At 33.9% G+C, this 26,022-nt stretch carries 21 protein-coding genes and 1 tRNA gene; 15 read left to right on the forward strand and 7 right to left on the reverse strand.

The genetic code is table 11. From position 1 onward, the window contains the following. Positions 1–61: 61 nt before the first annotated feature. Positions 62–811 (forward strand): MlaE family ABC transporter permease, encoded by a 750-nt coding sequence (locus tag LNP27_RS01645; protein ID WP_229942790.1) that lies wholly within the window; start codon positions 62–64, stop codon positions 809–811. Then, positions 808–1,569 (forward strand): ABC transporter ATP-binding protein, encoded by a 762-nt coding sequence (locus tag LNP27_RS01650; protein ID WP_229942791.1) that lies wholly within the window; start codon positions 808–810, stop codon positions 1,567–1,569. The genes LNP27_RS01645 and LNP27_RS01650 overlap by 4 nt, the downstream gene beginning before the upstream one ends. A gap of 6 nt (positions 1,570–1,575) precedes the next feature. On the opposite strand, the gene LNP27_RS01655 is transcribed toward LNP27_RS01650, so the two are convergent. Beyond that, positions 1,576–2,193, reverse strand: coding sequence for a SprT-like domain-containing protein (locus LNP27_RS01655; RefSeq protein ID WP_229942792.1), 618 nt, complete (start codon positions 2,191–2,193; stop codon positions 1,576–1,578). Positions 2,194–2,206: 13 nt separating this feature from the next. Beyond that, on the reverse strand, positions 2,207–2,884 hold the full coding sequence (locus LNP27_RS01660; RefSeq protein ID WP_229942793.1) for an SDR family NAD(P)-dependent oxidoreductase: 678 nt from the start codon (positions 2,882–2,884) through the stop codon (positions 2,207–2,209). A 131-nt stretch (positions 2,885–3,015) separates the two neighbouring features. On the opposite strand from LNP27_RS01660, the gene LNP27_RS01665 reads away from it, so the two are divergent. Continuing rightward, the gene (locus LNP27_RS01665; protein ID WP_229942794.1) at positions 3,016–3,585 is read left to right on the forward strand and encodes a GNAT family acetyltransferase; all 570 of its coding nucleotides are present in this window, start codon (positions 3,016–3,018) and stop codon (positions 3,583–3,585) included. A gap of 145 nt (positions 3,586–3,730) precedes the next feature. Here LNP27_RS01665 and LNP27_RS01670 read toward each other — a convergent pair whose 3' ends face one another. Then, the gene (locus tag LNP27_RS01670) at positions 3,731–4,870 is read right to left on the reverse strand and encodes an acyl-CoA dehydrogenase family protein (RefSeq protein ID WP_229942795.1); all 1,140 of its coding nucleotides are present in this window, start codon (positions 4,868–4,870) and stop codon (positions 3,731–3,733) included. Positions 4,871–5,148: 278 nt separating this feature from the next. Between LNP27_RS01670 and LNP27_RS01675 the strand changes: the two genes are divergently transcribed. The 6 genes from LNP27_RS01675 to LNP27_RS01700 all read left to right on the forward strand — a co-directional run bounded on the left by LNP27_RS01675 (position 5,149) and on the right by LNP27_RS01700 (position 9,960). Next, positions 5,149–6,375, forward strand: coding sequence for a Glu/Leu/Phe/Val dehydrogenase dimerization domain-containing protein (locus LNP27_RS01675; protein WP_229942796.1), 1,227 nt, complete (start codon positions 5,149–5,151; stop codon positions 6,373–6,375). A 207-nt stretch (positions 6,376–6,582) separates the two neighbouring features. Continuing rightward, positions 6,583–7,287 carry a MotA/TolQ/ExbB proton channel family protein gene (locus LNP27_RS01680; protein ID WP_229942797.1) on the forward strand — a complete coding sequence of 235 codons (705 nt, stop codon included), beginning with the start codon at positions 6,583–6,585 and terminating at the stop codon, positions 7,285–7,287. A gap of 2 nt (positions 7,288–7,289) precedes the next feature. Next, a complete protein-coding gene (locus tag LNP27_RS01685) occupies positions 7,290–7,682 on the forward strand; it encodes an ExbD/TolR family protein (protein WP_229942798.1) in 393 nt (130 codons plus the stop codon). A gap of 32 nt (positions 7,683–7,714) precedes the next feature. Further along, on the forward strand, positions 7,715–8,512 hold the full coding sequence (locus LNP27_RS01690; protein ID WP_229942799.1) for an energy transducer TonB family protein: 798 nt from the start codon (positions 7,715–7,717) through the stop codon (positions 8,510–8,512). A gap of 59 nt (positions 8,513–8,571) precedes the next feature. Beyond that, positions 8,572–9,792, forward strand: a complete 1,221-nt coding sequence (locus LNP27_RS01695; RefSeq protein ID WP_229942800.1) for a bifunctional folylpolyglutamate synthase/dihydrofolate synthase — start codon at positions 8,572–8,574, stop codon at positions 9,790–9,792. A gap of 90 nt (positions 9,793–9,882) precedes the next feature. After that, positions 9,883–9,960 (forward strand) — tRNA-Val (locus LNP27_RS01700). 41 nt (positions 9,961–10,001) lie between these two features. Here LNP27_RS01700 and LNP27_RS01705 read toward each other — a convergent pair. After that, entirely contained in the window at positions 10,002–11,285 is a 1,284-nt protein-coding gene (locus LNP27_RS01705) for a UDP-N-acetylmuramoyl-tripeptide--D-alanyl-D-alanine ligase (RefSeq protein WP_229942801.1), read from the reverse strand. Positions 11,286–11,350: 65 nt separating this feature from the next. Continuing rightward, positions 11,351–13,030 (reverse strand): gliding motility lipoprotein GldJ, encoded by a 1,680-nt coding sequence (gene gldJ / locus LNP27_RS01710; protein WP_229942802.1) that lies wholly within the window; start codon positions 13,028–13,030, stop codon positions 11,351–11,353. Between the two features lie 200 nt (positions 13,031–13,230). Between gldJ and porU the strand changes: the two genes are divergently transcribed. The 5 genes from porU (at position 13,231) to LNP27_RS01735 (ending at position 21,628) form a co-directional block, all read left to right on the forward strand. Further along, positions 13,231–17,076 carry a type IX secretion system sortase PorU gene (gene porU, locus LNP27_RS01715; RefSeq protein WP_229942803.1) on the forward strand — a complete coding sequence of 1,282 codons (3,846 nt, stop codon included), beginning with the start codon at positions 13,231–13,233 and terminating at the stop codon, positions 17,074–17,076. Between the two features lie 33 nt (positions 17,077–17,109). Continuing rightward, positions 17,110–18,279, forward strand: a complete 1,170-nt coding sequence (porV, locus tag LNP27_RS01720; RefSeq protein ID WP_229942804.1) for a type IX secretion system outer membrane channel protein PorV — start codon at positions 17,110–17,112, stop codon at positions 18,277–18,279. Positions 18,280–18,362: 83 nt separating this feature from the next. Continuing rightward, positions 18,363–18,845, forward strand: coding sequence for a cytidine deaminase (gene cdd, locus LNP27_RS01725; RefSeq protein ID WP_229942805.1), 483 nt, complete (start codon positions 18,363–18,365; stop codon positions 18,843–18,845). A 137-nt stretch (positions 18,846–18,982) separates the two neighbouring features. Beyond that, positions 18,983–19,981 carry a pyruvate dehydrogenase (acetyl-transferring) E1 component subunit alpha gene (gene pdhA / locus LNP27_RS01730; protein WP_188049903.1) on the forward strand — a complete coding sequence of 333 codons (999 nt, stop codon included), beginning with the start codon at positions 18,983–18,985 and terminating at the stop codon, positions 19,979–19,981. Positions 19,982–19,987: 6 nt separating this feature from the next. After that, positions 19,988–21,628 (forward strand): dihydrolipoamide acetyltransferase family protein, encoded by a 1,641-nt coding sequence (locus tag LNP27_RS01735; protein ID WP_229942806.1) that lies wholly within the window; start codon positions 19,988–19,990, stop codon positions 21,626–21,628. Positions 21,629–21,821: 193 nt separating this feature from the next. On the opposite strand, the gene LNP27_RS01740 is transcribed toward LNP27_RS01735, so the two are convergent. Then, complete coding sequence (locus tag LNP27_RS01740; protein WP_229942807.1) at positions 21,822–23,066, reverse strand: glycosyltransferase; 1,245 nt, start codon at positions 23,064–23,066, stop codon at positions 21,822–21,824. Positions 23,067–23,489: 423 nt separating this feature from the next. On the opposite strand from LNP27_RS01740, the gene LNP27_RS01745 reads away from it, so the two are divergent. After that, positions 23,490–24,071: a MiaE family protein gene (locus LNP27_RS01745; RefSeq protein ID WP_229942808.1), complete on the forward strand. Its 582-nt coding sequence runs from the start codon at positions 23,490–23,492 to the stop codon at positions 24,069–24,071. Between the two features lie 61 nt (positions 24,072–24,132). Here the strand turns inward: LNP27_RS01745 and LNP27_RS01750 are convergent, their stop codons facing one another. After that, complete coding sequence (locus LNP27_RS01750) at positions 24,133–26,007, reverse strand: OmpA family protein (protein WP_229942809.1); 1,875 nt, start codon at positions 26,005–26,007, stop codon at positions 24,133–24,135. Positions 26,008–26,022 lie beyond the last annotated feature (15 nt).

Below are 26,022 nucleotides of genomic sequence, written 5' to 3' on the forward strand. Positions count from 1 at the left end.
TGAACCCTATTGACCAATAACTCGTAACTATTTTTGTATTTTAGCCCTTATTCACAATACTATGATGCTCATTCGATATATAACACAGATAGGAAGATATTTCCTGATGATAAAAGAAATTTTCAACAAACAAACCAAATGGTCTGTGATGAAAAATCTAATCTTCAAGGAAATTGATGACTTAATAATTGGTTCACTTGGTATTGTAGCCTTTATTTCCTTCTTCGTGGGAGGTGTTGTTGCAATTCAAACCGCATTAAACTTAACTAATCCTTTGATCCCAAAATACCTTATTGGTTTTGCCACCAGACAATCAGTGATATTGGAATTTGCTCCTACATTTATCTCCATAATTATGGCAGGAAAAATGGGATCATTCATAACGTCTAGCATCGGTACGATGAGAGTTACAGAGCAAATTGACGCTCTAGAAGTAATGGGAGTAAATTCGCTGAATTACTTAGTATTCCCAAAAATAATTGCACTGTTATTATATCCGTTTCTCATCGGTATCGCCATGTTTTTAGGAATTCTAGGAGGATGGATGGCTGGAGTTTACGGCGGATTTATATCTAGCGACGAATTTATCAATGGAGCGCAAATGGATTTTATTCCTTTTCATATTGCTTATGCATTTCTTAAAACATTGATTTTTGCTCTTTTATTAGCAACTATACCTTCGTTCCATGGCTATTATATGAAAGGTGGTGCACTCGAAGTAGGTAAAGCCAGTACTGTAGCCTTTGTTTGGACATCAGTTTCAATAATACTTTTCAACTATATACTAACGCAACTGTTACTAGGATCATGATAGAATTAAAAAACATAGAAAAATCATTTGGCGGTAATAAAATCCTTAAAGGCATTTCGACAGTTTTTGAAACTGGAAAAACTAATTTAATTATAGGGCAAAGTGGATCAGGCAAAACAGTTTTACTTAAAAGCCTTTTAGGTATACATACACCTGAATCAGGACATATCTGTTTTGATGGAAGAATATATTCCGAATTGGCTGCCGATGAAAAGAGAGACCTTAGAACCGAAATAGGAATGGTATTTCAAGGTAGTGCATTGTTTGACTCCATGACTGTTGCTGAAAATGTTGGTTTCCCTTTAAAAATGTTTACTAGAGATAACAAAGCTAAAATTAAAGAGCGTGTTGACTTTGTACTAGAAAGAGTAGCACTCAAAGATGCGCATCACAAATTACCTTCTGAAATTTCAGGAGGAATGCAAAAAAGAGTTGCAATTGCACGAGCAATCGTAAACCGTCCAAAATATCTTTTCTGTGACGAACCTAATTCTGGTCTTGATCCAAATACGTCTACCTTAATTGATAATTTAATTAAGGAAATTACCGAAGAATACGATATCACAACCGTTATTAATACACATGATATGAACTCGGTTATGGAAATTGGAGATAATATTTTATTCTTAAAAAATGGTCTTAAAGCTTGGCAAGGAACCAAAGAAGAAATTTTCATAACTGATAACGAAGCCGTAGTTGACTTTGTTTATTCTTCAAATTTATTCAGAAAAGTGAGAGAAGCGTATTTGAAGGGGTAAAGACTCTTATTTATTTACCTGCAATGAGTTCGGCAACACCTCCACCTCAGCATTAGGATTGAATAAGTACATTTTTCCAGAACTTACTTCGATGCATTCAAAACGCTTGGTGCGAACTGCCATTTTCTTAAAAATCTTTCCATTAGAAATTCTAAAAACGCTGCCGTACGGAATTTCGAAAACATAGTTTTTATCATTTTTTTGGTCAAATTGTTTTAAAGCCAAAGATAAAGTAGCATCGGTGTCACTACTGGCACTTGGATTTCTAAAATGTCTTGCCAACAAAGGTAAAATTTGATTTGGAAAAATTTCTGGTCTAATGTAAGGAACCATCAATTGCTGAAAAGTATACTTCCATTCGTTTCCATGCGGCTTGATGTTTCGACCAAATTTTTCGAAAGCCACTAAATGAGAAATTTCATGAATCAACGTTATCAAGAAGCGATACTTATTCAAACTTCCGTTTACGGTAATTTCATGCTTACCATTCATTCCCTTTCGATAATCACCATGGCGTGTAGCGCGCTCATTGACAATTTTCAAATGCACTCTATGGGTCACAATCAATTCAAAGGCAGGTTTTACTGCGTGATCAGGTAGATATTTCGTTAATGTTTCGCTCAAAACAAACTATGAATTATGGATTCGTAGAGGAAACCTGTAGCACTTTTCCATTGAAATATTTATTGCCTGTCAAAGTAAAATTAAAAATATAATCGGCCATTTCATTCGCTGATATTGGCGCTTGATAACCTGGAAAAGCTTCTTCAAGCATTTCTGTTTGAACAGAACCTAAAGCCAAAACATTAAAAGAAATTCCACGATCTTTATATTCTTCTGCTAATAATTCCATAAGCGTAATTACAGCTCCTTTACTTGAACTATAAGCCGCAAGTCCAGAAAATTTAAGACTTCCTTGAATTCCTCCCATAGAACTAACAGCGACTACGTGACTACCTTTTTGTAAATAAGGCAAAGCGATACGAGTCAAATTTGCAACAGCAAAAACATTGACTTTATAGATATTTTCAAAATCTTGTTTCGTAGTTTCTGAAAATGGTTTCAATATTAAACTTCCGGCATTATGAATAATAGCGTCTATTTGTTTCCAAGATTTATACAAAAAATCGTTTACCTTAACTAACTCCGATTCATTAGACAAATCAACTGAAAGACAAGTGATGTTTTTATTCCCTAATAAAGTTTGAGGAATTTTTCTAGAAATAGCTAAAACATGGTGTCCCGCATTTGCAAATTGTAAAGCTAATTCATGCCCTATTCCCCTACTCGTACCTGTAATAATAATATTTTTCATAAGGCAAAAATAAACAAAAACGACAAATTAGCATCGCTTTACGCAAAGGATTGTTTTTCAATTTTAAAAACAAAGAATATTAGAATTTTACTTAATTTTGATAAAAGCCATTAATTTAAACTTCACATTCGATGATAGAAAACATACAATTTGAAATAGCAACATTAAATGATATTGATGGCGTATTGGCATTACAAGAATTATATTTGGTTTCTAACTTATCTGATGAGGAAAAAGATGCTGGATTCGTCACAACACCATTTACGATTACTCAATTGACAGAAGTAATCAACTGCAAAAACTTATTTGTTGCAAAAGACAACAATAAAATCATCGCTTACATTTTTACTGGAAGCTGGGATTTTTTCAATCAATGGCCCATTTTCAATCATATGATTTCATTACTGCCTGCCTTAAAATTTTTAGATTTTAATTTCACCACAGAAAATAGTTTTCAATATGGACCAATATGCATTCATAAGGATTATCGAGGAAAAGCATTGATTTTTTCATTCTTTGAATTTATGAGAATCAATATGAAAAGCAAATATCCATTTAGTTTAACTTTTATAAATAAAACGAATATTCCATCTCGCAAAGCACATACTGAAAAACTAAACTGGACTATTATAGATGATTTTCAATTCAATCAAAATGAGTATTATATTTTAGCCTATGATATGAATCAGGACTTTTGTTAAAAAATCATCTTGTCACTTTTCTTGCTTTCTATATTTAAAAATAAACACATGCAAAACTAACACTTGAATAAAAAGAAAGGCATTGAAACACAAAACCCTTTTCAACCGAAATTGAAAAGGGTTATTCTTAACCAGTATTTATTATTTATGATATTAATCCTCTAGAAATTACTATTCTTTGAATCTCCGAAGTTCCTTCATAAATTTGGGTGATTTTTGAGTCACGCATCATTCGCTCTACATGATATTCGGCAACATAACCGTTTCCACCATGAATCTGAACCGCTTCATTTGCAACTTCTAGTGCAATTTCTGATGCATATAATTTTGCCATGGCTCCAGAGTGTGCAATATCTTTACCTTCATCTTTTTCAGCTGCTGCTTTCATTACTAACAATTTGGCAGCTGTAACTTTAACATACATATCTGCTAATTTAAAAGCAATTGCTTGGTGATTGAAAATGGCTGTGCCAAAAGCTTTACGCTCTTGCGAATATTTTAAAGCAATTTCATAAGCTCCGGTTGCAATTCCTAATGCTTGTGATGCAATTCCGATTCTTCCTCCATTGAGTACATTCATCGCAAATGCAAAGCCGAAGCCGTCTTCACCAATTCTATTTTCTTTTGGAACTTTTACATCATTAAATAATAACGAATGCGTATCACTTCCGCGAATTCCCATTTTTCTTTCTTTTGGCCCAATATCAAAACCAGCCCAACCTTTCTCCACTATAAAAGCATTGATTCCTTTGTGTTTCTTTTCCACATGAGTTTGTGCTATTACTAAATAAGTTGATGCAGTTGCACCATTTGTAATCCAGTTTTTTGTCCCGTTTAACAAATAATGATCGCCCATATCAATCGCAGTAGTTTTTTGCGAAGTAGCATCACTTCCTGCTTCTGGTTCCGATAAACAAAAAGCACCAATCACTTCTCCTTTTGCAAGTGGAACTAAATATTTGATTTTTTGTTCTTCGTTGCAATATTTTTCCATTCCAGCACAAACAAGTGAATTGTTTACAGACATAATCACGGCTGCTGAAGCATCAACTTTTGCAATTTCAGTCATTGCCAATACATACGAAATACTGTCTAAACCTGAACCACCATATTTTGGATCCACCATCATTCCCATAAAACCAAGATCAGCCATCATTTTAACCTGTTCAGTAGGGAATTTAGCATGCTCATCTCTTTCAATAACTCCTGGCAACAATTCATTTTGAGCAAAATCTCTAGCAGCCTGTTGAATCATTATTTGTTCTTCGGTTAGATTAAAATCCATATGTTTATGAGGTTATTTGTTCTTAATTTTGTTTCTCAAAAGTAATTATTAAAAATTAAATTTCAAACGTTTTCGTAATTTTACCCAATCTTTAAGGAAAAACATAATTATTAGAGAATTAATATAAAAAACGTTAATAGATCATATTGATTTAGCACTACTTATGCATATTTCCTTTATCAGACTTTATACTTTTTATCATTTAAAATAAAGCTAAAAATACATAATTCACATTAGTCTATTATTTATATTTGCCAAAATTAAACATATCGCAAAAAATGAAAGATTTATTAAATAAATTCGAAAACAAAGAACCTGAGATAGTTTTCCATTGGAAAGATGCCGAAACTGAAGCGGAAGGATGGACAGTGATCAATTCATTACGTGGCGGTGCTGCAGGTGGAGGAACCCGAATGAGAAAAGGGTTAGATATGAATGAAGTTTTGTCTTTGGCAAAAACTATGGAAGTAAAATTTTCAGTTTCTGGCCCAGCAATTGGTGGAGCTAAATCTGGAATTAATTTTGATCCTAATGATCCAAGAAAAAAAGGGGTATTGCAACGCTGGTACAAAGCCGTTTCTCCTTTATTAAAAAGTTATTACGGGACAGGTGGAGATTTAAATGTTGATGAAATTCACGAAGTGATTCCAATGACAGAAGAATGTGGCGTTTGGCATCCACAAGAAGGTGTTTTTAATGGACACTTCAAACCTACAGAAGCAGATAAAATCAACCGAATTGGGCAATTGCGTCAAGGTGTAGTTAAAGTAATTGAAAACCCAAAATATTCTCCTGATGTACTAAGAAAATATACAGTTGCTGATATGATTACTGGTTTTGGTGTTGCTGAAGCAGTTCGCAATTATTACGCTATTTACGGCGGAGATGTAAAAGGCAAGAAAGCAATTGTACAAGGTTTTGGAAATGTAGGCTCAGCAGCTGCATTTTACTTAGCTGGAATGGGCGCTAAAATAATTGGTATCATTGATCGTGATGGCGGAATAATCAATGAAAATGGTTATTCGTTTGAAGAAATAAAAGCATTATTTCTTGCAAAAGATGGCAACAAACTTGTTGCTGACAACATGATTTCTTTTGAAGAAATTAATCAAAAAATATGGACAATTGGAGCTGAAATATTCACTCCTTGTGCTGCTTCAAGATTGGTTACTCAATCGCAAATTGATAGCTTAATTGCTAATGGTCTAGAAGTTATTTCTTGTGGTGCCAATGTTCCTTTTGCTGACACAGCTATATTCTTTGGCCCAATAATGGAAGATGTAGATCACAAAGTGAGTTTGATTCCAGACTTTATTTCTAATTGCGGAATGGCTCGTGTTTTTGCTTATTTCATGGAAAAGAAAGTACAAATGACGGATGAAGCTATTTTTCAAGACACTTCAGATACTATTAAAAGAGCCATTGAAAAAACACACGCTTTGAACAACGCAAAAACTAATATTAGCGCTACTGCTTTTGAAATTGCATTAAATCAATTAGTGTAATCTTATGCTAAATTACAAATGATTCACTTGTTTGTACTTTCACTACATAAGGTCAGTTTACTGCATTCCTTTTAAAGGAAATACAGTAAACTGATTTTTTTTACCCCAAATAAAAACCTTTAAAAAATCAGTTCTGTTACTAATTTTAATCTAACAGATTAGCAATTTTTATAATATATTAGCGTTTTCATAATAAATAAAATTTCTATGAGTCTATTGTTACAAGCAGACAGCCTATCTGTTGCAAAAGAAAGTTTAGTTGAAGCAGTTCCTGTTGAAAAAACTTTATCAATTATTGAATTACTAACTAGCGGAGGATTAGCAGGTCAAATAATTATGACTGCCTTATTTTTAATGTTTTTCGTCGCTTTATACCTTTATTTCGAACGATTAATGGCCATAAATGCAGCTTCAAAAATTGAACCCAGCTTCATGGCACAAATTAAAGACAACATCAAAAACGGACGTATTGATAATGCAAAAATGGCATGTGCTCATTATAAATCTCCAGTTGCAAGATTAATCGAGAAAGGAATTTCAAGAATAGGAAAACCTCTTGATGACATAAACACCGCAATTGAAAACGCTGGTAAACTAGAAATTTACAAGCTAGAAAAAAATGTAAGTATGCTTGCTACTATTTCAGGAGCGGGTCCTATGACTGGTTTCTTAGGAACGGTTGTTGGTATGATTCAAGCGTTTCATAAAATGGCTAGTTCTGGCGGACAAATTGAAGTAGGCGCGCTTTCTGAAGGAATTTACACCGCTATGACAACAACAGTTGTTGGTTTAGTAGTAGGAATTATTGCTTATGTGGGCTACAATCACTTAGTAGTAAAAACAGATAAAATCGTTCACCAAATGGAAGCCAATGCAGTTGACTTCTTAGACTTATTAAACGACCCAGCATAATTATGAATTTAAGAGGAAGAAATAAAGTTAGTGCTGAATTCAATATGTCGTCCATGACAGATATTGTGTTTTTATTGCTGATATTCTTTATGCTAACGTCAACAATGGTAACCACTAACGCATTAGATTTAGTCTTGCCAAAAGCAAAAGGAAAAACAGATAGCAATAAAAACGTAGCAGTAAGCATCAATAAGAAATTAGAGTTTTTTATTGACAAAGAACCCGTTTCAGAAGCTGAATTAGAATCAAAATTATTATCGATGTTTGCTGCAAACAAAGATAAAGCTATTATTTTAAGAGCTGAAGAAGGAGTTCCAATTGAGAAAGCGGTTAATGTTTTAGACATTGCAAACAGAAACCAAATCAAAGTTGTTTTGGCGGTAAGACCTAAATAGTTTTCACTATTTTAAAAAAAGAATTATTCTACATGAAATATATAGAAACAGAAGAAGAAAAGAAATCATTTGTAATCACATCAATTATTTTTGTGATTCTATTTGTTTTGTTCTTTTATTTAGGATTAACCTCTTTAGATCCACCACCTGAAAATGGAATTGCGATCAACTTTGGCACTACAGAATTTGGATCAGGAAACATACAGCCTACTGAAGCAATACAATCAGCTCCGAAAGCTGTGGCTGCAAAAGAAGCTGCCGCAAGCAATGATGATGTATTATCACAAGATATTGAAGAAGCTGTTGTTATAAAGGAAGCTAAAAAAATACAACCTACTAAACAAACTGCTAAAGAAGAAGTTAAACCAAAGCCCAAAGAAAACCCAAAACCTTCAAAAAGCACCTCTGATGCGTTATCAAGTCTAATAAATGGTCCTAAATCTGATGGAAAAGCTCAAGGCGGTGAAGGAAATGACAATTTAGCCGGAGATAAAGGAAGTCCAAATGGCAATCCTTACGCTAACAGTTATTATGGTTCTGGAAGCGGAAGCGGCAATGGAAGCGGATGGGGATTAAACGGTAGAAGCATTAGTTCTAGAGGGAAAGAAGTTCAAAAATGCAATGAATTTGGGACAGTCGTAGTTCAAATAACAGTAAACAGAAATGGCAATGTGATTGCTGCGAAATATACTAAAGGAACAACAAATACTAACCCTTGCTTAATAGAGCCCGCTTTGGCGACAGCCAGAAAATACAGATGGCAACCAGATGCTAACGCCCCAGAAACCCAAATAGGTTTTATAACGGTTAATTTTAAAATTGGCGAATAATCATAACTATAAATAATAAAAACTCAAGTATCTTTGAGTTTTTATTATTTATAGACCTCATGAATTACCAAGAAACTACGCATTGGATGTTTAATCAACTACCGATGTATCAAACCCAAGGCGCATCGGCTTATAAAGAAGACCTCACTAATATTTTATTATTATCAGATCATTTAGGTAGTCCCGAAAAGAAATTACAATGTATACATGTAGCTGGAACTAATGGCAAAGGCTCTACTTCCCACATGCTATCTTCAATACTACAAGAAGCCGGCTACAAAGTTGGTTTATACACTTCCCCTCACTTAAAAGACTTTAGAGAGCGGATCAAGATAAATGGCAAAGAAATTTCAGAAGATTTCGTTTGTACATTTATTGAAAAACACAAATCCTATTTTGAAAAAGGAGCTTTCAGTTTTTTCGAAATGTCTGTTGGCTTAGCTTTAGACTATTTTGTAAAAGAAAAAGTGGAGATCGCAATTATTGAAGTTGGGATGGGTGGTAGATTAGACGCTACCAACATAATTACGCCTCTAGTATCAGTGATTACAAATATCGGATTAGATCATACCCAATTTCTGGGAAACACACTAGAATCAATTGCTTTTGAAAAGGCAGGAATTATAAAACCAACGATTCCTGTAGTCATTGGCGAATACACTCCAGAAACAAAACCTGTATTTCTAAGTAAAGCCAAAGAATGTCATTCGAAAATCTATTTTGCTTCTGATTTATTAGCAGAAACTTTCCCTTCAGACTTAATTGGCGACTATCAAACACATAATAAAAAAACTGTTTTAAAGACAATCGAAGTCTTAAATTGCCAAAATGATTATACGATCACAGAGAACAATAGTAAGTCAGGTTTTTTAAATGTTGTACGAAATACAGGATTACAAGGTAGATGGCAACAATTAGGAGAATCGCCAAAAGTAATTTGTGATACAGCACACAACAAAAACGGACTAGAAATAGTACTTAATCAAATCCAAAAAGAGACTTTTGGCAAGTTACATATCGTTTTAGGAGTAGTAAACGACAAAGATTTAAACGAAATATTACCTTTATTTCCTAAAAAAGCAATTTATTATTTCTGCAAACCTAATTTACCTCGTGGATTAGACGCATCCATTTTAAAACAAAAGGCTCTCAATTTTGAACTAAACGGAGAAGCATACAGCTCTGTTTCAGAAGCTTACAAAAAAGCAATAGAAAATGCTTCAAACAGTGACTTTATCTATATTGGAGGGAGTACTTTTGTGGTAGCAGAAATATTATAATTTTTTTATTTTTTTTCTTGCAGAATTAAAAAAGTGGCGTATATTTGCACACGCAATAACGGCAACGAAATTTGTCAAACTGCAAAAATAGGGCGATTAGCTCAGCTGGTTCAGAGCACCTCGTTTACACCGAGGGGGTCGGGGGTTCGAACCCCTCATCGCCCACCAAGAAACTCCTTAAGAAATTAAGGAGTTTTTTTATGTTATCATTAAATAAAGTCTAAAGTCCTTTCCAGAGCCATTCCTCGCGAGCCTTTAATCAAGATTGAATTATTTTCAAACGAATCTTTTAAAAGCGATTCTGAAAAAGCTTCGAATGATTCAAAGAAGTAAAAATTATCTTGCTCTACTTTATTCGCATAAAATTCAGAACCAACAAAATAACACCTCACTTCTTTTCGATTGGCCAACGACTCAACGACAGCTTCATGCTCATCATGACTTTCTTGCCCTAACTCAAACATATCGCCTAAAATCACCACTTTACCGGATTGCGCTAATTGCAAGAAATTCTCAATTGCAACTGCCATACTACTCGGGTTGGCATTATAAGCATCTAATATAATTTGATTTGTTCCTTTAGTCATTAACTGCGATCTATTATTTTCAGGAACATAGCTTTGCAACGCCTCTTTTATATCGCCGTCAGCAACTCCAAAGTAAACGCCTATACAAATAGCAGCATTTATGTTGTTTGCGTTATACAAGCCTATTAAATGAGATTTTATCACCTTTGCTGAGTACGTTATTTCTACAAATGGATTCGCTTTTATATTAGTGATATTTATATCTGCATTTAATTTATTTAAACCAAAAGTGTAGGATTTTAAACTTGCCGATTTTTCCACTTGAATAGGATCCTCTAAGTTGATGAAAGCAAGTTTTTCATTTCCTGAAAGATAATGATACATTTCACTTTTTCCTTTAATAACTCCATCAACTCCACCAAATCCTTCCAGATGGGCTTTGCCAAAATTTGTTATGTATCCGTAATCTGGCGTTGCTAGTTCACATAAAAATTCAATTTCTTTCTGATGATTTGCTCCCATTTCAACGATTCCTACTTCGGTTTCTAATGTAAATGAAAGTAAAGTTAACGGGACGCCAATATGATTATTTAGATTCCCAACTGTTGATTTAGTTCTGAACTTTTTTGACAGAACCGCATTAATTAGCTCCTTTGTGGTGGTTTTACCATTGCTCCCAGTTAAAGCAATTATTGGCAGCTTTAGATACCCTCTATGGTATTTAGCTAATTCTTGTAACGCAACTAAACTGTTCTCAACAACGATTGTTCTTTCATCAATAAAATGAGATTCGTCATCAATTATTACATAATTAGCGCCTTTCTCTAAAGCGGTTTTTGTAAATGTATTAGCGTCAAACCGATCCCCTTTTATAGCAATAAACAAAGAATTGCTTTCAATTTTACGTGTATCAATTGAAACTGAGGTGCATTTTAAAAATAAAGTATGAATGTATTTAATATCCATTTGAAATGATTTAAAAAAATAAAAGCCCTAATCAAAGGGCTTTTATTTGTATTTTATAATTGAATTTAATTTCTTGCTGATCTTTTTTTATCTGCTTTAGGCCCTACTCTAGACATAGCACATCTAAACCCGATATAATCTGTAGCCATATCTTGTGGAAAATATCTTCTTTGTGCTGGATCTAACCAATATGCCCTGTCTCTCCAAGATCCTCCTTTATAAACTCTAGATTCGTCATTAATTAAAGTAGTTCTTTTACTAGACTCATCATACTTTCTGACCATTTTACCTAAACTATCTGTAGTAACGTTGTGTCGAGGAGAATTGTACATTGCTCTTTCCGATTTTGTTTTGGCATCAGCCGATTCTGCATCAGCTAATTTATAGTATTTTGACGATTGCTCATCACCATCTCTATAATTTGTATTATCACTTTTATCAAAATTAGTTCTTAGATAAGTTTCATTTTCATCAACTGGAACTTGAACGATTTGACCTGGAAAACTGGTAGCGACTCTTTTTCCATTACTTAAAGTTTTATATTGAATATTATCTTTAGTAACAATTTCTACTTTACCATCTGGACCAATTTTATTCTTAGTGTATTGATTCCCTCTAAAATAGTTAAAGTCGTTTGCTTCATTATCAATTATAGGTCTGTAAACGTCTTGAACCCATTCTGCAACGTTCCCTGCCATATCATATAATCCAAAATCATTTGCTGGATATTTTTTAACTTCATTTGTAATATCAGCTCCGTCATCAGACCAACCTGCTATTCCACCATAATCTCCATTTCCTTGCTTAAAGTTTGCTAGCTGATCTCCTTTACTTTGTCTCTTTCCTGAACGTGTGTAACTACCTGACCATGGATATTTTTTCTGACCTTTGTAGATGTTGTATTCTCTTTGCCCTACATCGGCAGCTGCAGCATATTCCCATTCAGCCTCTGTTGGTAGCCTATATTCTGGAAGAATGATTCCTGATGAACGTTGTGCATACAAACCTTTCGCTGGTGGAGTTACACCATTTTTTCCAGCTTTAGAAGATTTTTTCGCTCCTTTCTGTAATACAATACTTTCATCTCCGCCGTAAACAGAAGTAGGAGAATTTAAATAAGTTTCAGTATCAAAATTACTCTCAGCTGATACATCAAGTGTTTTTGCGTTTTTTTTCAAATAACCATTTTTCTCTAACTGAAGTTCGTTTACACGATCGGTTCTCCATTTACTAAACTCAACAGCTTGAACCCAGTTAACTCCCACTACAGGATATTCTGCATATGAGGGATGTCTCAAGTAGTTATTGGTCATTGTTTCGTTATATCCAAGTCGGTTTCTCCATACCAATGTATCTGGCAAAGCACCACCATAAATGTCTTTGTAATTATCGTCTGTTATAGAATAAACACCTTTCAGGTAATCTAAATAATCTAAGTACATTGAATTAGTAACTTCGGTTTCATCCATGTAAAAAGACTGAACGTGCTGTTGTGTTGGTGTATTATTCCAATCGTGCATCACATCGTCTTGAACTTTACCCATTGTAAAAGTACCACCTTCAACAAAAATTAATCCTGGACCTGATACTTGCTTTTTACTGCTTGAGCCTTTTCTGCCATCCATATTCCAACCGGTTGCTCTTGAAGTGTTTTTTGAACTGGATTTTTTACTGCAACTAGTGAAACTCACAATCAACATGATTGACAGTAACAACTGCATGCCCATAACTCTCTTTGCTTTCATACTCTTTAGTAGGTGATAATTTTAGTGACGCAATATAATAATTAAGAATTAATAGCATCAAACAATTTTTAATAAATCTAACTTTAACATTAAATTATCTAATAGAACGCAAATTTATATTATTTATTATTTAGTATTACACTAAATGAATTATTTTTACTAACTAATAATAACTTGCTATTTATTACGTTAGAAAAACGATGAGAAAAATATTATTGACTCTAATTATCTTATTCCCGTTTGTTTCTTCTGCTCAAATTAGAGGTACTGAATCCATCGAATGGTTAGAAAAAAAAGAAATGTTTTATGGCGATTTCAAAGTCATAATCCCTCAATTTACAGGAAATAGCTTTCATTATAACTCTTCTACAAACACGTTGCTTTTTACTTTAAAAATTAAAGAACCAATTTCTTTTGATAAGGGTAAGATTTTTATTAGTAATGTTGTTTATGAAACAATTTCAGTGATGCAACTTGGCGACTTGTCACTTGAAAATATTACAGATAACCCAAATGCTAAATTTACCGTTACTAACTCAAGAGACATAAGAGAAGCTTTTATTACTCTTACACCTATTATAAAAGACGATTTTGGTTATAAGCGCATTAAATCTTTTTCATATGAGGTTGAAAATACTAACTCGAGAACTACAAGATACAGCGGTGTTGCTAAAACTGCGTCTATTTCTAACTCTGTCTTATCTAGTGGTAATTGGTTTCGCTTTTACATAGAAAAATCTGGTGTTTATAAATTATCTAAAAATTTCCTGCAACAAATAGGACTCGATATTTCTACCACTGATCCCAGAAAAATTAAAATATATGGTAATGGAGGTCGCATGTTACCTTTATTGAATAGCACATATTACCCAGATGATTTAGTTGAAAACGCAATTCAAGTTTTAGGTGAGAGTGATGGTGTCTTTAATAATGAAGACTATGTGCTATTTTATGCGGAAGGAGTTGATACCTTTAATGAAGAAAGCCAGACGAACGTTAATTTGTACGACACTAAATCCTATTATTATGTTACAACGCAAGGTGTTGATGGAAAAAGAATACAAAATTTAGCGCAACCTACTGGAAACAGCACTCTAGATTTAACCACATTTGATGACTATCAGTTTCATGAGCTTGATCTAGTGAATATTGCTCGGCTGGGACGTCAATGGTTCGGAGAATCATTTGAAGTTAAAAATGAACAAGAGTTTAGTTTTACATTTCCCAATATTGACACTTCTGTGCCTATTAAAATAAATGTCGGAGCTGCTTCAAGTGCATTTGTAACCACCTCTTTTGATGTTAGTGCTAATGAAAATCTAATTTCAAAAATTTCTTTTCCTGCCATAAATACAAATTTCGGAATCGAATTTGTATCAGGGTTTCTACCTATTAATAGCACTTTTGCAGCAGCAGAGAATGTTAAAATCAAACTCAATTATACTAATAATGGCGTTCCAGGCTCAAAAGGTTTTCTTGATTACATAAGGCTATTCGCCAAAAGAAAATTGATTGGATACGGTAAACAATTTCATTTTCAATACAATCAATCTTCCGGCAGTAGCGGAATTGTCAATTATCAATTTTCTAATGCGACAGGAATCAATCAAATTTGGGATGTAACTGACATCTATAATGTATCTAAAATAGAAAACACTAGCCTGAGTAATACTTTGAGTTTCAAAGCAAGTTTAGGTGAACTACGTAAATACGTTGCAATAGATGCGAATGACTACTACATTCCGTTGAAAGAAAGCAAGTCTAAGGTTGCAAATCAAAACCTGAAAGGAACATTATTTAATAACAAACAGGGACAATTCCAGGATATTGATTACGTAATTATCACGCCGTCATTTTTACTTTCACAGGCCAAAAAATTAGCTGATTTTCATCGCAATCCCAAGTACTCAAATTTGAACGTAAAAGTTATTCCCTTAGAATTAATATATCAGGAATTTGCATCCGGAAAACAAGATATAGCCGCAATTCGTAATTGTATTAAATACATATATGATAATGCTTCTTCTAATGAAAAGAGGATCAAATACATCAATCTTTTTGGAGACGCCTCCTATGATTTTAAAAATAGAATCCCGAACAACACTAATGTTGTACCAATTTATCATGCTTTAAAAAGCAATTCAACTAGAGAATCTTCTTTTGCTTCTGATGATTTTTTTGGACTTACGGATGATGATGAAGGGAATATTGATTCTTATTTTGGAGATATTGATATAGCAGTTGGTAGGATGCTTGTGAATGATGCCAAGCAAGCCGATGAAATGGTGAATAAAGTTATTGATTATCATGATATCAAATCTTTCGGTAGTTGGAGAAATAATTTTGTCCTAATTTCTGATGATTCAGATAATGGTTCCGATGCTACCTTACAATCCCGACAAAATAAACTAGCTGAAACTATTTCCTTGAAAAAACCTTTTTTGAATATCGATAAAATATTTTTAGATTCCTACTCTCAAGAAGCCTCTGCTGGCGGTAATAGATACCCAAAAGCCCGTACTGATTTCTTCAACGCTTTTGAAAAAGGAGCCTTGGTTTTTAACTATTTAGGTCATGGTGGTGAAGATGGCTTATCCTCTGAAAGAATTTGGGAGAAATCAGATGGCCAAAATCTTAGCAATCAATTCAAATATCCTTTATTTATAACTTTAACGTGCGATTTTTCGCGATTTGACAATCCTTTTAGACCAACTGCCGGCGAATATACGTATTGGAATCCAAAAGGTGGTGCTATAGCAATGATTACTACCATTCGAACCATAAATCAAACTGGTGCTGAGAATTTCAATGATCTGTTGACAGACTATCTTTTATCGTACGGTTCGAATCAATATACATCTATTGCAGAGGCACTGCGTCTTTCAAAAAATAGTTTCCTTAATTCAGCTAAGAATGTTATCTTTTATATAGGTGATCCAGCACTAATGCTTGCTATTCCAAAACCAAAAATCAGACTAACAAAAGTAAATGACATTCTGGTTACAGAAAACACTGAGGCCTTTAAATCATTATCAAAAATGAAACTAACTGGAGAAGTTACTGACGAGAACGACAAACGGCTGACGGATTATTACGGAGAGGTTTCAACTATAATTTTTGATAAAACCATTTCAAGAAAAACTAATAACAATGATGGATTTAGTCCTGCAATGAATTTTAATGTTTTAGGAGAAACGATTTTTAGAGGTAATGCACGGGTTAAAGAGGGTCAATTTGATTTTAGTTTTGTAGTGCCTAGAGATATTAGAGTCCCCTTAGAAAAAGGCAGAATTAGTTTTTATGCGAAGGGGAATAATCAATTAGAAAATGAAACTGGTTTCGATTCAACTATTAAAATAGGTGGAATTAATGAAAATGCCATCGCAGACAATATTAATCCACGAGTGCAGTTATATATGAATGATGAAACTTTTGTTTCAGGAGGAATTACAAACGATTCACCCTTTTTAGTTGCTATTCTTGAAGACGAAAACGGAATTAACACTGCAAGCGGAATAGGTCATGATATTGTTGCAATTCTTGATGGCGACGTTAGTAATCCGTTTATTTTAAATGACTATTATCAAACAAAATTAGATGATTTTACAAATGGTAATCTTCGATTTCCATTACGTAAGTTAGCTCCAGGATTACATACCATTACTTTTAAAGCTTGGGATGTTTACAATAATCCAGTAACTGCCGAAATTCAGTTTATTGTGGCAGGTGATGATACGATAACATTGTCAAATGTTTTGAATTATCCCAATCCATTTGTTAATTACACAGAGTTTTGGTTTACGCATAATAGACCTTACGAGCCTCTCGAAGTTCAGGTCCAAGTAATGACAATAACTGGAAAAATTGTTTGGACTAAAAATCAAATAATTACTACAGAAGGCTTTCTGTCAAAAGAAATTAATTGGAATGGCAAAGACGACTTTGGTGATTCCATTGGAAAGGGCGTTTATGTTTATAAGCTGACGGTAAGATCAACTCTAACAAACATGAAAAGCGAAAAATTTGAAAAACTTGTAATACTTTAATACTATATTTGCCTAATTAACATTACACATAAAATGAAAAAAATATTATTCATTATTGTTTGTCTATTTACCATTTCGTTTGCTAAAGCGCAAGATCGCGTTATATCACCTGGAGTTCCATTTTTATTAGTAGCTGCTGACGCAAGAGCTGCAGGTATGGGTGATATGGGAGTTGCTACTTCTAGCGATGCATTTTCTCAGCAATGGAATCCAGCAAAATATGCATTTTCTACTGATGCGCAAGGATTTTCTGTTAGTTATACTCCGTACTTAACTGATTTAGTAAATGATATTTCATTAGCACAAGTTACTTATTTCCATAAATTAAATGAGCGAAGCGCATTTGCTGGAAGTTTACGTTATTTTGGGTTAGGAAAAATTGAATTGCGTCAAACAGGCGATCCAAATGAAACTTTTCCTATTGTATCTCCTAATGAATTTGCTATTGATGGATCTTACTCTTTAAAGCTAAGCGAAAAGTTCTCTATGGCTATCGCAGGGCGTTTTATTAATTCTAATTTAAAAGTTGCTTCTGATAATAATGATGCTACATCAGCAAGTTCTTTTGCTGTTGATGTTGCTGGTTTCTTTCAATCAGAAGAACTTGCATTTAATGAATTTAATGGCCGATGGAGAGCAGGATTTAATATTCAAAATTTGGGCCCTAAAATTAGTTATGATAGAACAGACCTAAGCACTAATTTTCTGCCAGCTAATTTGAAAATAGGAACAGGTTTTGATTTTATTTTAGACGATTATAACAAAGTGGCGCTAAATGTTGAGTTTAACAAACTATTAGTTCCAACACCTCAAAATCCAGATTTAAATAATGATGGCACTACGACGCCTGATGAATACAATCAAACTATTGAAAATTATCGCTCAATAGGCTGGACTTCTGGCATTTTTAAATCATTTGGTGATGCGCCTGATGGCTTTAGTGAGGAAGTGAAAGAAGTTACTTATGCAATTGGAGCTGAGTACTTGTATCAAGATTCCTTCGCCATGCGAATGGGTTATTTTCACGAAAGTCCTTTAAAAGGTGCTAGACAATTCTTTTCTCTTGGAGCAGGTTTTAAATATAATGTTGTCAAAGTCGATGTTTCATATTTATTTTCAGCATCTAAAGTAAAAAATCCGTTAGAAAACACATTGCGTTTCTCTCTTACATTTAATTTTGGAGACAAATACGACGAATACTAAACGAATTATAATTAATAAATAATAATCCAAATTTCAGTCCCGATTCTTCGGAGATGAGATTTGGATTTTTTTCCTTAAAAAGTATGAAAGAAATATCAATTACGACGCACTTTAATGCGTTCGATGTCATAGAAGATTTACCAATTGACGTCCAAGATTTAATGGCGAAAGCAATAAAAGTTAGAAAAAATGCTTACGCTCCTTACTCTAAATTCAGAGTTGGCGTGGCAATTTTATTAGATAATGGGGAAGTTGTTTTAGGTTCCAATCAGGAAAACGCGGCTTATCCTTCAGGGTTATGTGCAGAACGTGTCGCTATATTTTACGCTGGAGCTAATTATCCACAAGCTAATATTTTAAAAATGGCAATTACAGCTGCTTCAGATTCGAACCAGACTACAGCACCAATCCCGCCATGTGGATCTTGCAGGCAGTCTATAGCGGAGTATGAAATTCGACAAGAAACACCTATTGAAATTTATTTCATGGGAGAAGTAGGAGTCATATATAAGTCTGAATCACTAAAAAACTTACTCCCATTTATGTTTGATAAAAAATTCTTGTAAAAATTCTAAAAATTGCCTATTAAATTTTAGTTCTAAGTTGGAATGTGTTATTTTTGCATTTCCTAAAATCCCGAATGGAATCTAATTCGCGTTATTCAGGTACAAATTGACAACACTTTAGCAAAAGAAAAAATCAGATGAAAGAAGTTACAAAAGAAGTATATTTAAAGTGGTACGAAGACATGCTGCTTTGGAGAAAGTTTGAAGACAAACTTGCAGCACTATACATCCAACAAAAAGTTAGAGGATTTCTACATTTATATAATGGTCAAGAGGCTGTACTAGCTGGAGCATTGCATGCAATGGACTTGACCAAAGACAAGATGATTACTGCTTATAGAAATCACGTTCAACCGATAGGTATGGGTGTAGACCCTAGACGTGTAATGGCTGAACTTCTTGGAAAGGTTACAGGAACTTCAAAAGGTATGGGTGGTTCTATGCATATTTTTTCGAAAGAACACCGTTTTTATGGTGGTCACGGAATTGTAGGAGGTCAAATTCCTGTAGGTGCTGGTTTAGCTTTCGCTGATAAATATTTTGAAACTGGTGGAGTTACTATGACCTATTTTGGAGATGGTGCAGCGCGTCAAGGTTCATTACACGAAGCTTTCAACATGGCTATGCTATGGAAACTTCCAGTTGTATTCATCGTTGAAAACAACGGTTATGCAATGGGAACTTCTGTTGAAAGAACTGCAAATCATACTGACATCTGGAAATTAGGATTAGGATATGAAATGCCTTGTGGACCTGTTGACGGAATGAATCCTGTAAAAGTTGCTGAAGCAATGACTGAAGCAATTGACAGAGCACGTCGCGGTGACGGACCTACTTTTCTAGAAATGAAAACATACCGTTATAGAGGTCACTCTATGTCAGATGCACAATTATACCGTTCGAAAGAAGAAGTAGAAGAATACAAAAAGATAGATCCAATTACACAAGTTTTAGATGTAATTAAAGATCAAAAATATGCTACAGAAGAAGAAATTGAAGCGATAGATCAAAGAGTAAAAGATTTAGTAGAAGAATGTGCAACATTTGCTGAAGAATCAGACTACCCTCCAATTCAACAATTATATGACGTAGTATACGAACAAGAAAACTATCCTTTTATACCTCATAAACTATAAATCAATATGGCTATCAAAATAACAATGCCTCGTTTGAGCGATACTATGACGGAAGGAACAGTAGCAACTTGGCTAAAAAAAGTAGGAGATAAAGTTAGCGAAGGAGATATTCTTGCTGAAATTGAAACTGACAAAGCAACGATGGAATTTGAGTCTTTCAATGAAGGAACTCTTTTATATATAGGTATTCCAGAAGGAGAAACTGCTCCAGTAGATTCTCTATTGGCAATAATAGGAAAAGAAGGTGAAGACATTTCATCTTTAATTTCTGGAGGTGCTGAAACAGCTGATGCTACATCTGCAGCAACCGAAGAAAAGAAAGAAGAAGTTGCAGCTCCCACAGCCACAACAATTACTTCTCTTCCAAAAGGACTCGTAGTTGTTACTATGCCTCGTTTGAGCGATACAATGACAGAAGGCACTGTCGCTACTTGGTTGAAAAAAGTAGGTGATAAAGTTAGCGAAGGAGATATTCTTGCTGAAATTGAAACTGATAAAGCAACAATGGAATTCGAATCCTTCAACGAAGGGACATTGTTATACGTAGGAATTGAAGAAGGAAACACAGCTCCAGTTGACAGCCTTTTAGCTATCATAGGGCCTGCGGGAACTGATATAAGCGGAATCGCTGCAAATCATAAAACGGGCGGAACACCACAAACTGCTCCTGTATCAACAGAAGAAAAAGCAGTTAAAACTGAAAAAGCTACAGAAGCAATCGTTCAAGAAGGTTCAACTGATGGACAAAGAATTTTAGCATCACCGTTAGCAAAGAAAATTGCTAGTGACAAAGGAATTCAACTAAACCAAGTGAAAGGTTCAGGAGAAAATGGACGTATCGTAAAAAGCGATATCGAAAACTTTACTCCAGCATCTGTGGCTCCACAAGCTGCTGCTGCAAATACACCTGTTAAAACAGAAACTAATTCAACACCTGCTGCAAAAGTATTTGTTCCTGCTGGAGAAGTATTTACGGAGGAAATTAAAAATTCGCAAATGCGTAAAATCATTGCGAAACGTTTAGCTGAATCATTATTTACTGCACCGCACTACAACTTAGTGATCGAAGTGAATATGGATGATGCAATGAAGTCAAGAGCAATTATCAATAGTATTCCTGATACAAAAGTATCTTTTAATGATATGGTGATTAAAGCTTGTGCTTTAGCATTGAAAAAACACCCAAAAATAAACTCACAATGGAGAGAAGATGCTATTATCATCAATCACCATGTGAATATTGGAGTTGCCGTAGCTGTTGAAGATGGTCTAGTAGTTCCTGTATTGCGTTTTACTGATGCAATGAGTTTATCTCAAATAGGCGGAAACGTAAGAGATCTCGCTACAAGAGCGAAGAATAAAAAATTACTACCAACAGAAATGGAAGGAAGTACTTTTACCGTTTCTAACCTTGGAATGTTTGGTATTACTGAATTCAATTCTATTATTAACCAACCAAACTCTGCTATCCTTTCTGTAGGTGCAATTGTAGAAAAACCAGTAGTTAAAAATGGTCAAATCGTTGTGGGCAACACGATGATGTTGTCTCTTGCTTGTGACCACCGTACTATTGATGGAGCAACGGGAGCACAATTCTTACAAACATTAAAACAATACATAGAAAACCCAGTGACTATGCTTGCATAATTACTGATTAACATATTTTTTAAAAACCCGTCATTTGTTAAAATTGACGGGTTTTTTATTTGGGCATGCCCCAGCTTCCACTCCCGAAAAGTCGAGACGTTACAGCGCTGTCGGGCTGTACGCTATATCTTTTATTTCATTCCATTACATAAAAGGATACCGCTTCCATCCCTCGTACGGAAGAAATTAGGGTCTAAAACTTATTTTTCTCCTCAATCCATTTTGACATATATTTAGTACTTCTCAAAGTATGATGTTGCAGCAGTTCTCCCATAAAATTATTCAAACGATGTTGTTGCACATTATTTAGCAAATATTCTACATGTTCTTTAAAATCACCTTCAAATAATCCCTTTAAATAACGTTGATTTATTATATCAACTCCATATTTTTGGGCTTGAAGCCAAATTTTTTCATCTTGATACAATTGAACCGCTTTCTCTGCAAAACTTTGTGGATTATTTACAACGAAACCATTCCAAGGCAATTTATCATGCATTGACTCCGCGCCAATAGAAGTCGTAACACTTGGCGTTCCACATTGCATAGCTTCTAACAATTTACCTTTTATTCCTGCCCCAAAACGTAAGGGAGCTAAAACAATTCGTGCTTTAAGAACTACTTCATTGGCGTTTTCCGCACGCCCCTTTATCAAGAAACCATGTTTTACATTATTTAATTGAAGTACTTTTTGAGAAGGATAAGCACCATAGATATTTACAACGGCTTCCGGTAATTGTTTTTTGATTAATGGCCAAATCGTCTCTTTTAAATATTGAATGGCATTCCAATTAGGTTCATGAAGAAAATTACCAATGAAAACAAAATCTTTTCGTTCTTCAAAAGATGGTAAGTTTTCTAGATTAGGAACATGATCTGTTTCTAATAAAAGCGGCAAATAATACAATAAACAATTATCAATTTTAAATGTAGTCTGTAATAATTCCATTTCAAATTCAGAAATCATCAAAGATAAATCACAGCGGAAAACACTGGCTATTTCTCTTTTAGATACTTCTTCAATTAGCAAATCTGTTGTTTGAAATTCTCGTTTTTCTTTGACAGCTTTTTGTCTAGCTAATCGCAAACAATGTAAATCTTCGGTATCTAAAATTCGTAATGCATTGGGGCAATTCTCGGCTACGCGCCATCCAAATTGCTCTTCGATCATAAAACGATCGAACAAAACAATTGTCGGATTTAAGTCTTTTACGAAAGTATCAAAAGTGGAACAGTTTAACGCGATTGACTTTTTATTGACATCATACTGACTCAAATCAACCATAAAGTCACTGTCTTGAGCTGGACTGGCAAAAGTAACTTGAAATCCTTGTTGTTGAAAGAGCGAAATCAATTGCATCATTCTCCCACCTGCAGCAGAAGAATTGGGCTCAGGCCAAACAAAACCTATTACTAAAAGTGATTTCTGTTGATTCATAGTTTTTAAAAGTTGTTGCTGCAAAATAATGCTATTTTGAACGGAATTAGCACGTAAAACTGATTAAAGTATTAAAAAATAATCCAACAGAGATTTCGTAGATTAACATAGATTAAAGTTTTGTCTATATACTAATGAATATAAATTTTTTAAATTTAGAAACAGATCAATTTATATTGTTTTTAGCATAAGAATCGTGTTGTTTGCACAGATTTGCGTGAGGGATAGCAGTGTAAATCCTCCCGATTTTTATCGGGAGATTGCAGCGAATAGCCCGACAGTAATAAAAAATGGCTATACGAATTTGTGCTTTGCCATTTTTTTATTGCTGGCACGCCCAAATTATTCAAAAGTTAATTGACTCCATTAACTACCTAAATCAGTCAGAAAAGACTAATTTAGCGCTAAATAAATTGCAATATTATGTTAGGATTAAAATTAGCCACAGATCCAAGATGGGTAAATATAGTTGAATCAAACATTCACGAAATTTTGACTGACCATGCTTGGTGCGAGCAAAAAGCGGCTTCGAATGCAATTAGTTTAATCACTCAAAATCCAGAAAAGGAGGAGTTGGTTACTGAACTATTAGTTATTGCGCGAGAGGAATTAGAGCATTTACAGATGGTTCATGATATCATTAAGCAAAAAGGACTTCAGCTTGGTCGTGAAAATAAAGATCATTATGTGAACGAACTTTTTAAATTCATGAAAAAAGACGGCAGCCGAAATGATGCTTTAATTGATCGATTATTATTTTCAGCGATGATTGAAGCAAGAAGTTGCGAGCGTTTTAAGGTGCTATCTGAAAATATAGAAGACAAGGAATTAGCAAGGTTTTATCGAGATTTAATGATTTCTGAAGCTGGACATTATACCACTTTTTTAAATTTTGCTCGACAATATACGGAAAAAGTAGATGTAGAGAAACGCTGGAAGGAATGGATTGAATTTGAAACATCAATCATCGTAAACTACGGTAAAAACGAAACGGTACACGGATAAGAGTTTTAAAAATAGTCTGTAAAAAAGGGATATCTTTCAAGTATCCCTTTTTCATTTTAACCTATTCTTGTTTTACAATCATAAATTCAGATCTTCTATTTAAGGCATTTTCCTCTTCGGTGCAATTTTCTTTGCAATCAACTTTTGGATCTGATTTCCCGAATCCTTTTGCTGATAATTTTTCTGAGGAAATTCCTTTGGAAACAAGATATTGAAGTGTAGCATTCGCTCTTTGCTGCGAAATCTCAAGATTTATCATATTAGAACCTCTTGAATCGGTATGTGATTTAATAAGTACTGCTAATTTAGCATTTTGAGACATTACGTAAGCTAATTTATCTAGTTCAATAGCTGCTTGCGAAGTGATATTACTTTTGTTAGCCTCAAAATAAATTGGATTTAATATGATCTCTGTATCGGTAACAACTACACCAATAGGATCCACAAGGACTTCTATATTTTGTTTTCCACTTTTAATTTTAGTAAGGGCAACTGATTTAGTTACAAAACCATCTTTGTAAATATCGATTGCATAGCTTACTTGACAATCTGAATTGTATACTACTTCACCATTTTCGTCAGTTAGTTTGGTTGATAAAATATTTTCATTTTCATCCTTAAAAACTACTTTGGACTTTTCTAAAATCTCACCCGTTTTAGCGTTTTTTACGATTGTTACCATTTCTGATTTACAGACAGGAATTGCAGTGTAAATATCATCCACCCCTAATCTATTACTAGACATATAACCAATATTTTTTTCTTCATTAAAAGTAAATGCAAAATCATCCTTCTCTGTATTCACTGGACTTCCCATGTTGCTTGGTCTTTCATTTGTATTTAAATCAACATAGTAAATATCTAAACCTCCAAATCCGATCCAACCATTTGAAGAAAAATATAGAATATTGTCATCGGTTGTAAAAGGAAAATTCTCATCACCAACCGTATTAACTTTATCTCCAAGGTTCTCAGGAATTCCATAACTTCCATCTGAATTTACAGCTACTTTCCATATATCTGAACCTCCTATTGACCCCGGTCTGTTAGAGGAAAAGTATAGAAGAGTGCCTTCTCTATTTATAGATGGATTACCAGTAGAATATTGGTCACCATTAAAAGGAAGAGAAATAATTGAGCCCCATTTTTCATTTACTTTAGTGGCTCTATGCAAATTGATTTGACCTAATTTTAATTTCCCAACCTTATCTGTTAAATATGATTTTGAGTTAAAACTTTCACTAGAAAAATAAGCCGTATTCCCATCTTTAGTTATTGTCATTGGTCCTTCGTGATAAACCGAATTTAATTCTGAAATTGCTTTAGGATCTGAATATGTTCCATCCACATCATTATAATTTGACTGATACAAATCTAAAAAAGGCTCATTAGTACGAGCGTATATTTTGTTATTCTCATTTCTAGCACTCGCAAAATAAAGTATATTACTGTGGAAAAATGCTCCAAAATCGGATTTTTCAGAATTCAGTGCTATGTTATTTACGACAAATCGTTTTTCTATTTTCCTTAATTTGGTAAGATAATCTAGATTTTTATTAAACTCTTTAGCTCTTTCATCATTAGGTGACATAGTGACGAAAACTTTCATTTGGCTATCAGACTCAGAATATTTACTATTTGATTTTAAAATTTGAGCATAATTAAAATAGGTCTCTGCATCTTGTTTAGACTTCATTGCTTTTGAATACCACTTTTCTGCTTCTACTGAATTCCCATTATTAAAATAACAGGAGCCTAGTTGCTTATAGATATAGGGATCTGACATCCCATTTTCAATTAGAGATAAGTATTCCTTAGAAGCTAAAGCATATTCGAATGAGCTGAAAAGTTTATCTGCATTCTTAGTATGCTTATTTTGTCCATTTAACGCCAGACACGTAAATACAAAAAATAAAAGTATAGTAGTTTTTTTCATTAATTGAAGTGTTTG

The organism is Flavobacterium galactosidilyticum (assembly GCF_020911945.1).
Lineage (GTDB): Bacteria > Bacteroidota > Bacteroidia > Flavobacteriales > Flavobacteriaceae > Flavobacterium > Flavobacterium galactosidilyticum.

Excerpts from the sequence above, each read along its gene's own strand:
- LNP27_RS01690 (WP_229942799.1), top strand. The coding sequence starts at position 7,715 with ATGAAATATATAGAAACAGAAGAAGAAAAGAAATCATTTGTAATCACA.
- pdhA (WP_188049903.1), top strand. The coding sequence starts at position 18,983 with ATGAAAGAAGTTACAAAAGAAGTATATTTAAAGTGGTACGAAGACATG.
- LNP27_RS01735 (WP_229942806.1), top strand. The coding sequence starts at position 19,988 with ATGGCTATCAAAATAACAATGCCTCGTTTGAGCGATACTATGACGGAA.
- LNP27_RS01660 (WP_229942793.1), bottom strand. The coding sequence starts at position 2,884 with ATGAAAAATATTATTATTACAGGTACGAGTAGGGGAATAGGGCATGAA.
- LNP27_RS01680 (WP_229942797.1), top strand. The coding sequence starts at position 6,583 with ATGAGTCTATTGTTACAAGCAGACAGCCTATCTGTTGCAAAAGAAAGT.
- LNP27_RS01695 (WP_229942800.1), top strand. The coding sequence starts at position 8,572 with ATGAATTACCAAGAAACTACGCATTGGATGTTTAATCAACTACCGATG.
- cdd (WP_229942805.1), top strand. The coding sequence starts at position 18,363 with ATGAAAGAAATATCAATTACGACGCACTTTAATGCGTTCGATGTCATA.
- gldJ (WP_229942802.1), bottom strand. The coding sequence starts at position 13,030 with ATGAAAGCAAAGAGAGTTATGGGCATGCAGTTGTTACTGTCAATCATG.
- LNP27_RS01650 (WP_229942791.1), top strand. The coding sequence starts at position 808 with ATGATAGAATTAAAAAACATAGAAAAATCATTTGGCGGTAATAAAATC.
- LNP27_RS01705 (WP_229942801.1), bottom strand. The coding sequence starts at position 11,285 with ATGGATATTAAATACATTCATACTTTATTTTTAAAATGCACCTCAGTT.
- LNP27_RS01745 (WP_229942808.1), top strand. The coding sequence starts at position 23,490 with ATGTTAGGATTAAAATTAGCCACAGATCCAAGATGGGTAAATATAGTT.
- LNP27_RS01740 (WP_229942807.1), bottom strand. The coding sequence starts at position 23,066 with ATGAATCAACAGAAATCACTTTTAGTAATAGGTTTTGTTTGGCCTGAG.
- LNP27_RS01670 (WP_229942795.1), bottom strand. The coding sequence starts at position 4,870 with ATGGATTTTAATCTAACCGAAGAACAAATAATGATTCAACAGGCTGCT.
- porV (WP_229942804.1), top strand. The coding sequence starts at position 17,110 with ATGAAAAAAATATTATTCATTATTGTTTGTCTATTTACCATTTCGTTT.
- LNP27_RS01665 (WP_229942794.1), top strand. The coding sequence starts at position 3,016 with ATGATAGAAAACATACAATTTGAAATAGCAACATTAAATGATATTGAT.
- LNP27_RS01645 (WP_229942790.1), top strand. The coding sequence starts at position 62 with ATGATGCTCATTCGATATATAACACAGATAGGAAGATATTTCCTGATG.
- LNP27_RS01675 (WP_229942796.1), top strand. The coding sequence starts at position 5,149 with ATGAAAGATTTATTAAATAAATTCGAAAACAAAGAACCTGAGATAGTT.
- LNP27_RS01685 (WP_229942798.1), top strand. The coding sequence starts at position 7,290 with ATGAATTTAAGAGGAAGAAATAAAGTTAGTGCTGAATTCAATATGTCG.
- porU (WP_229942803.1), top strand. The coding sequence starts at position 13,231 with ATGAGAAAAATATTATTGACTCTAATTATCTTATTCCCGTTTGTTTCT.
- LNP27_RS01750 (WP_229942809.1), bottom strand. The coding sequence starts at position 26,007 with ATGAAAAAAACTACTATACTTTTATTTTTTGTATTTACGTGTCTGGCG.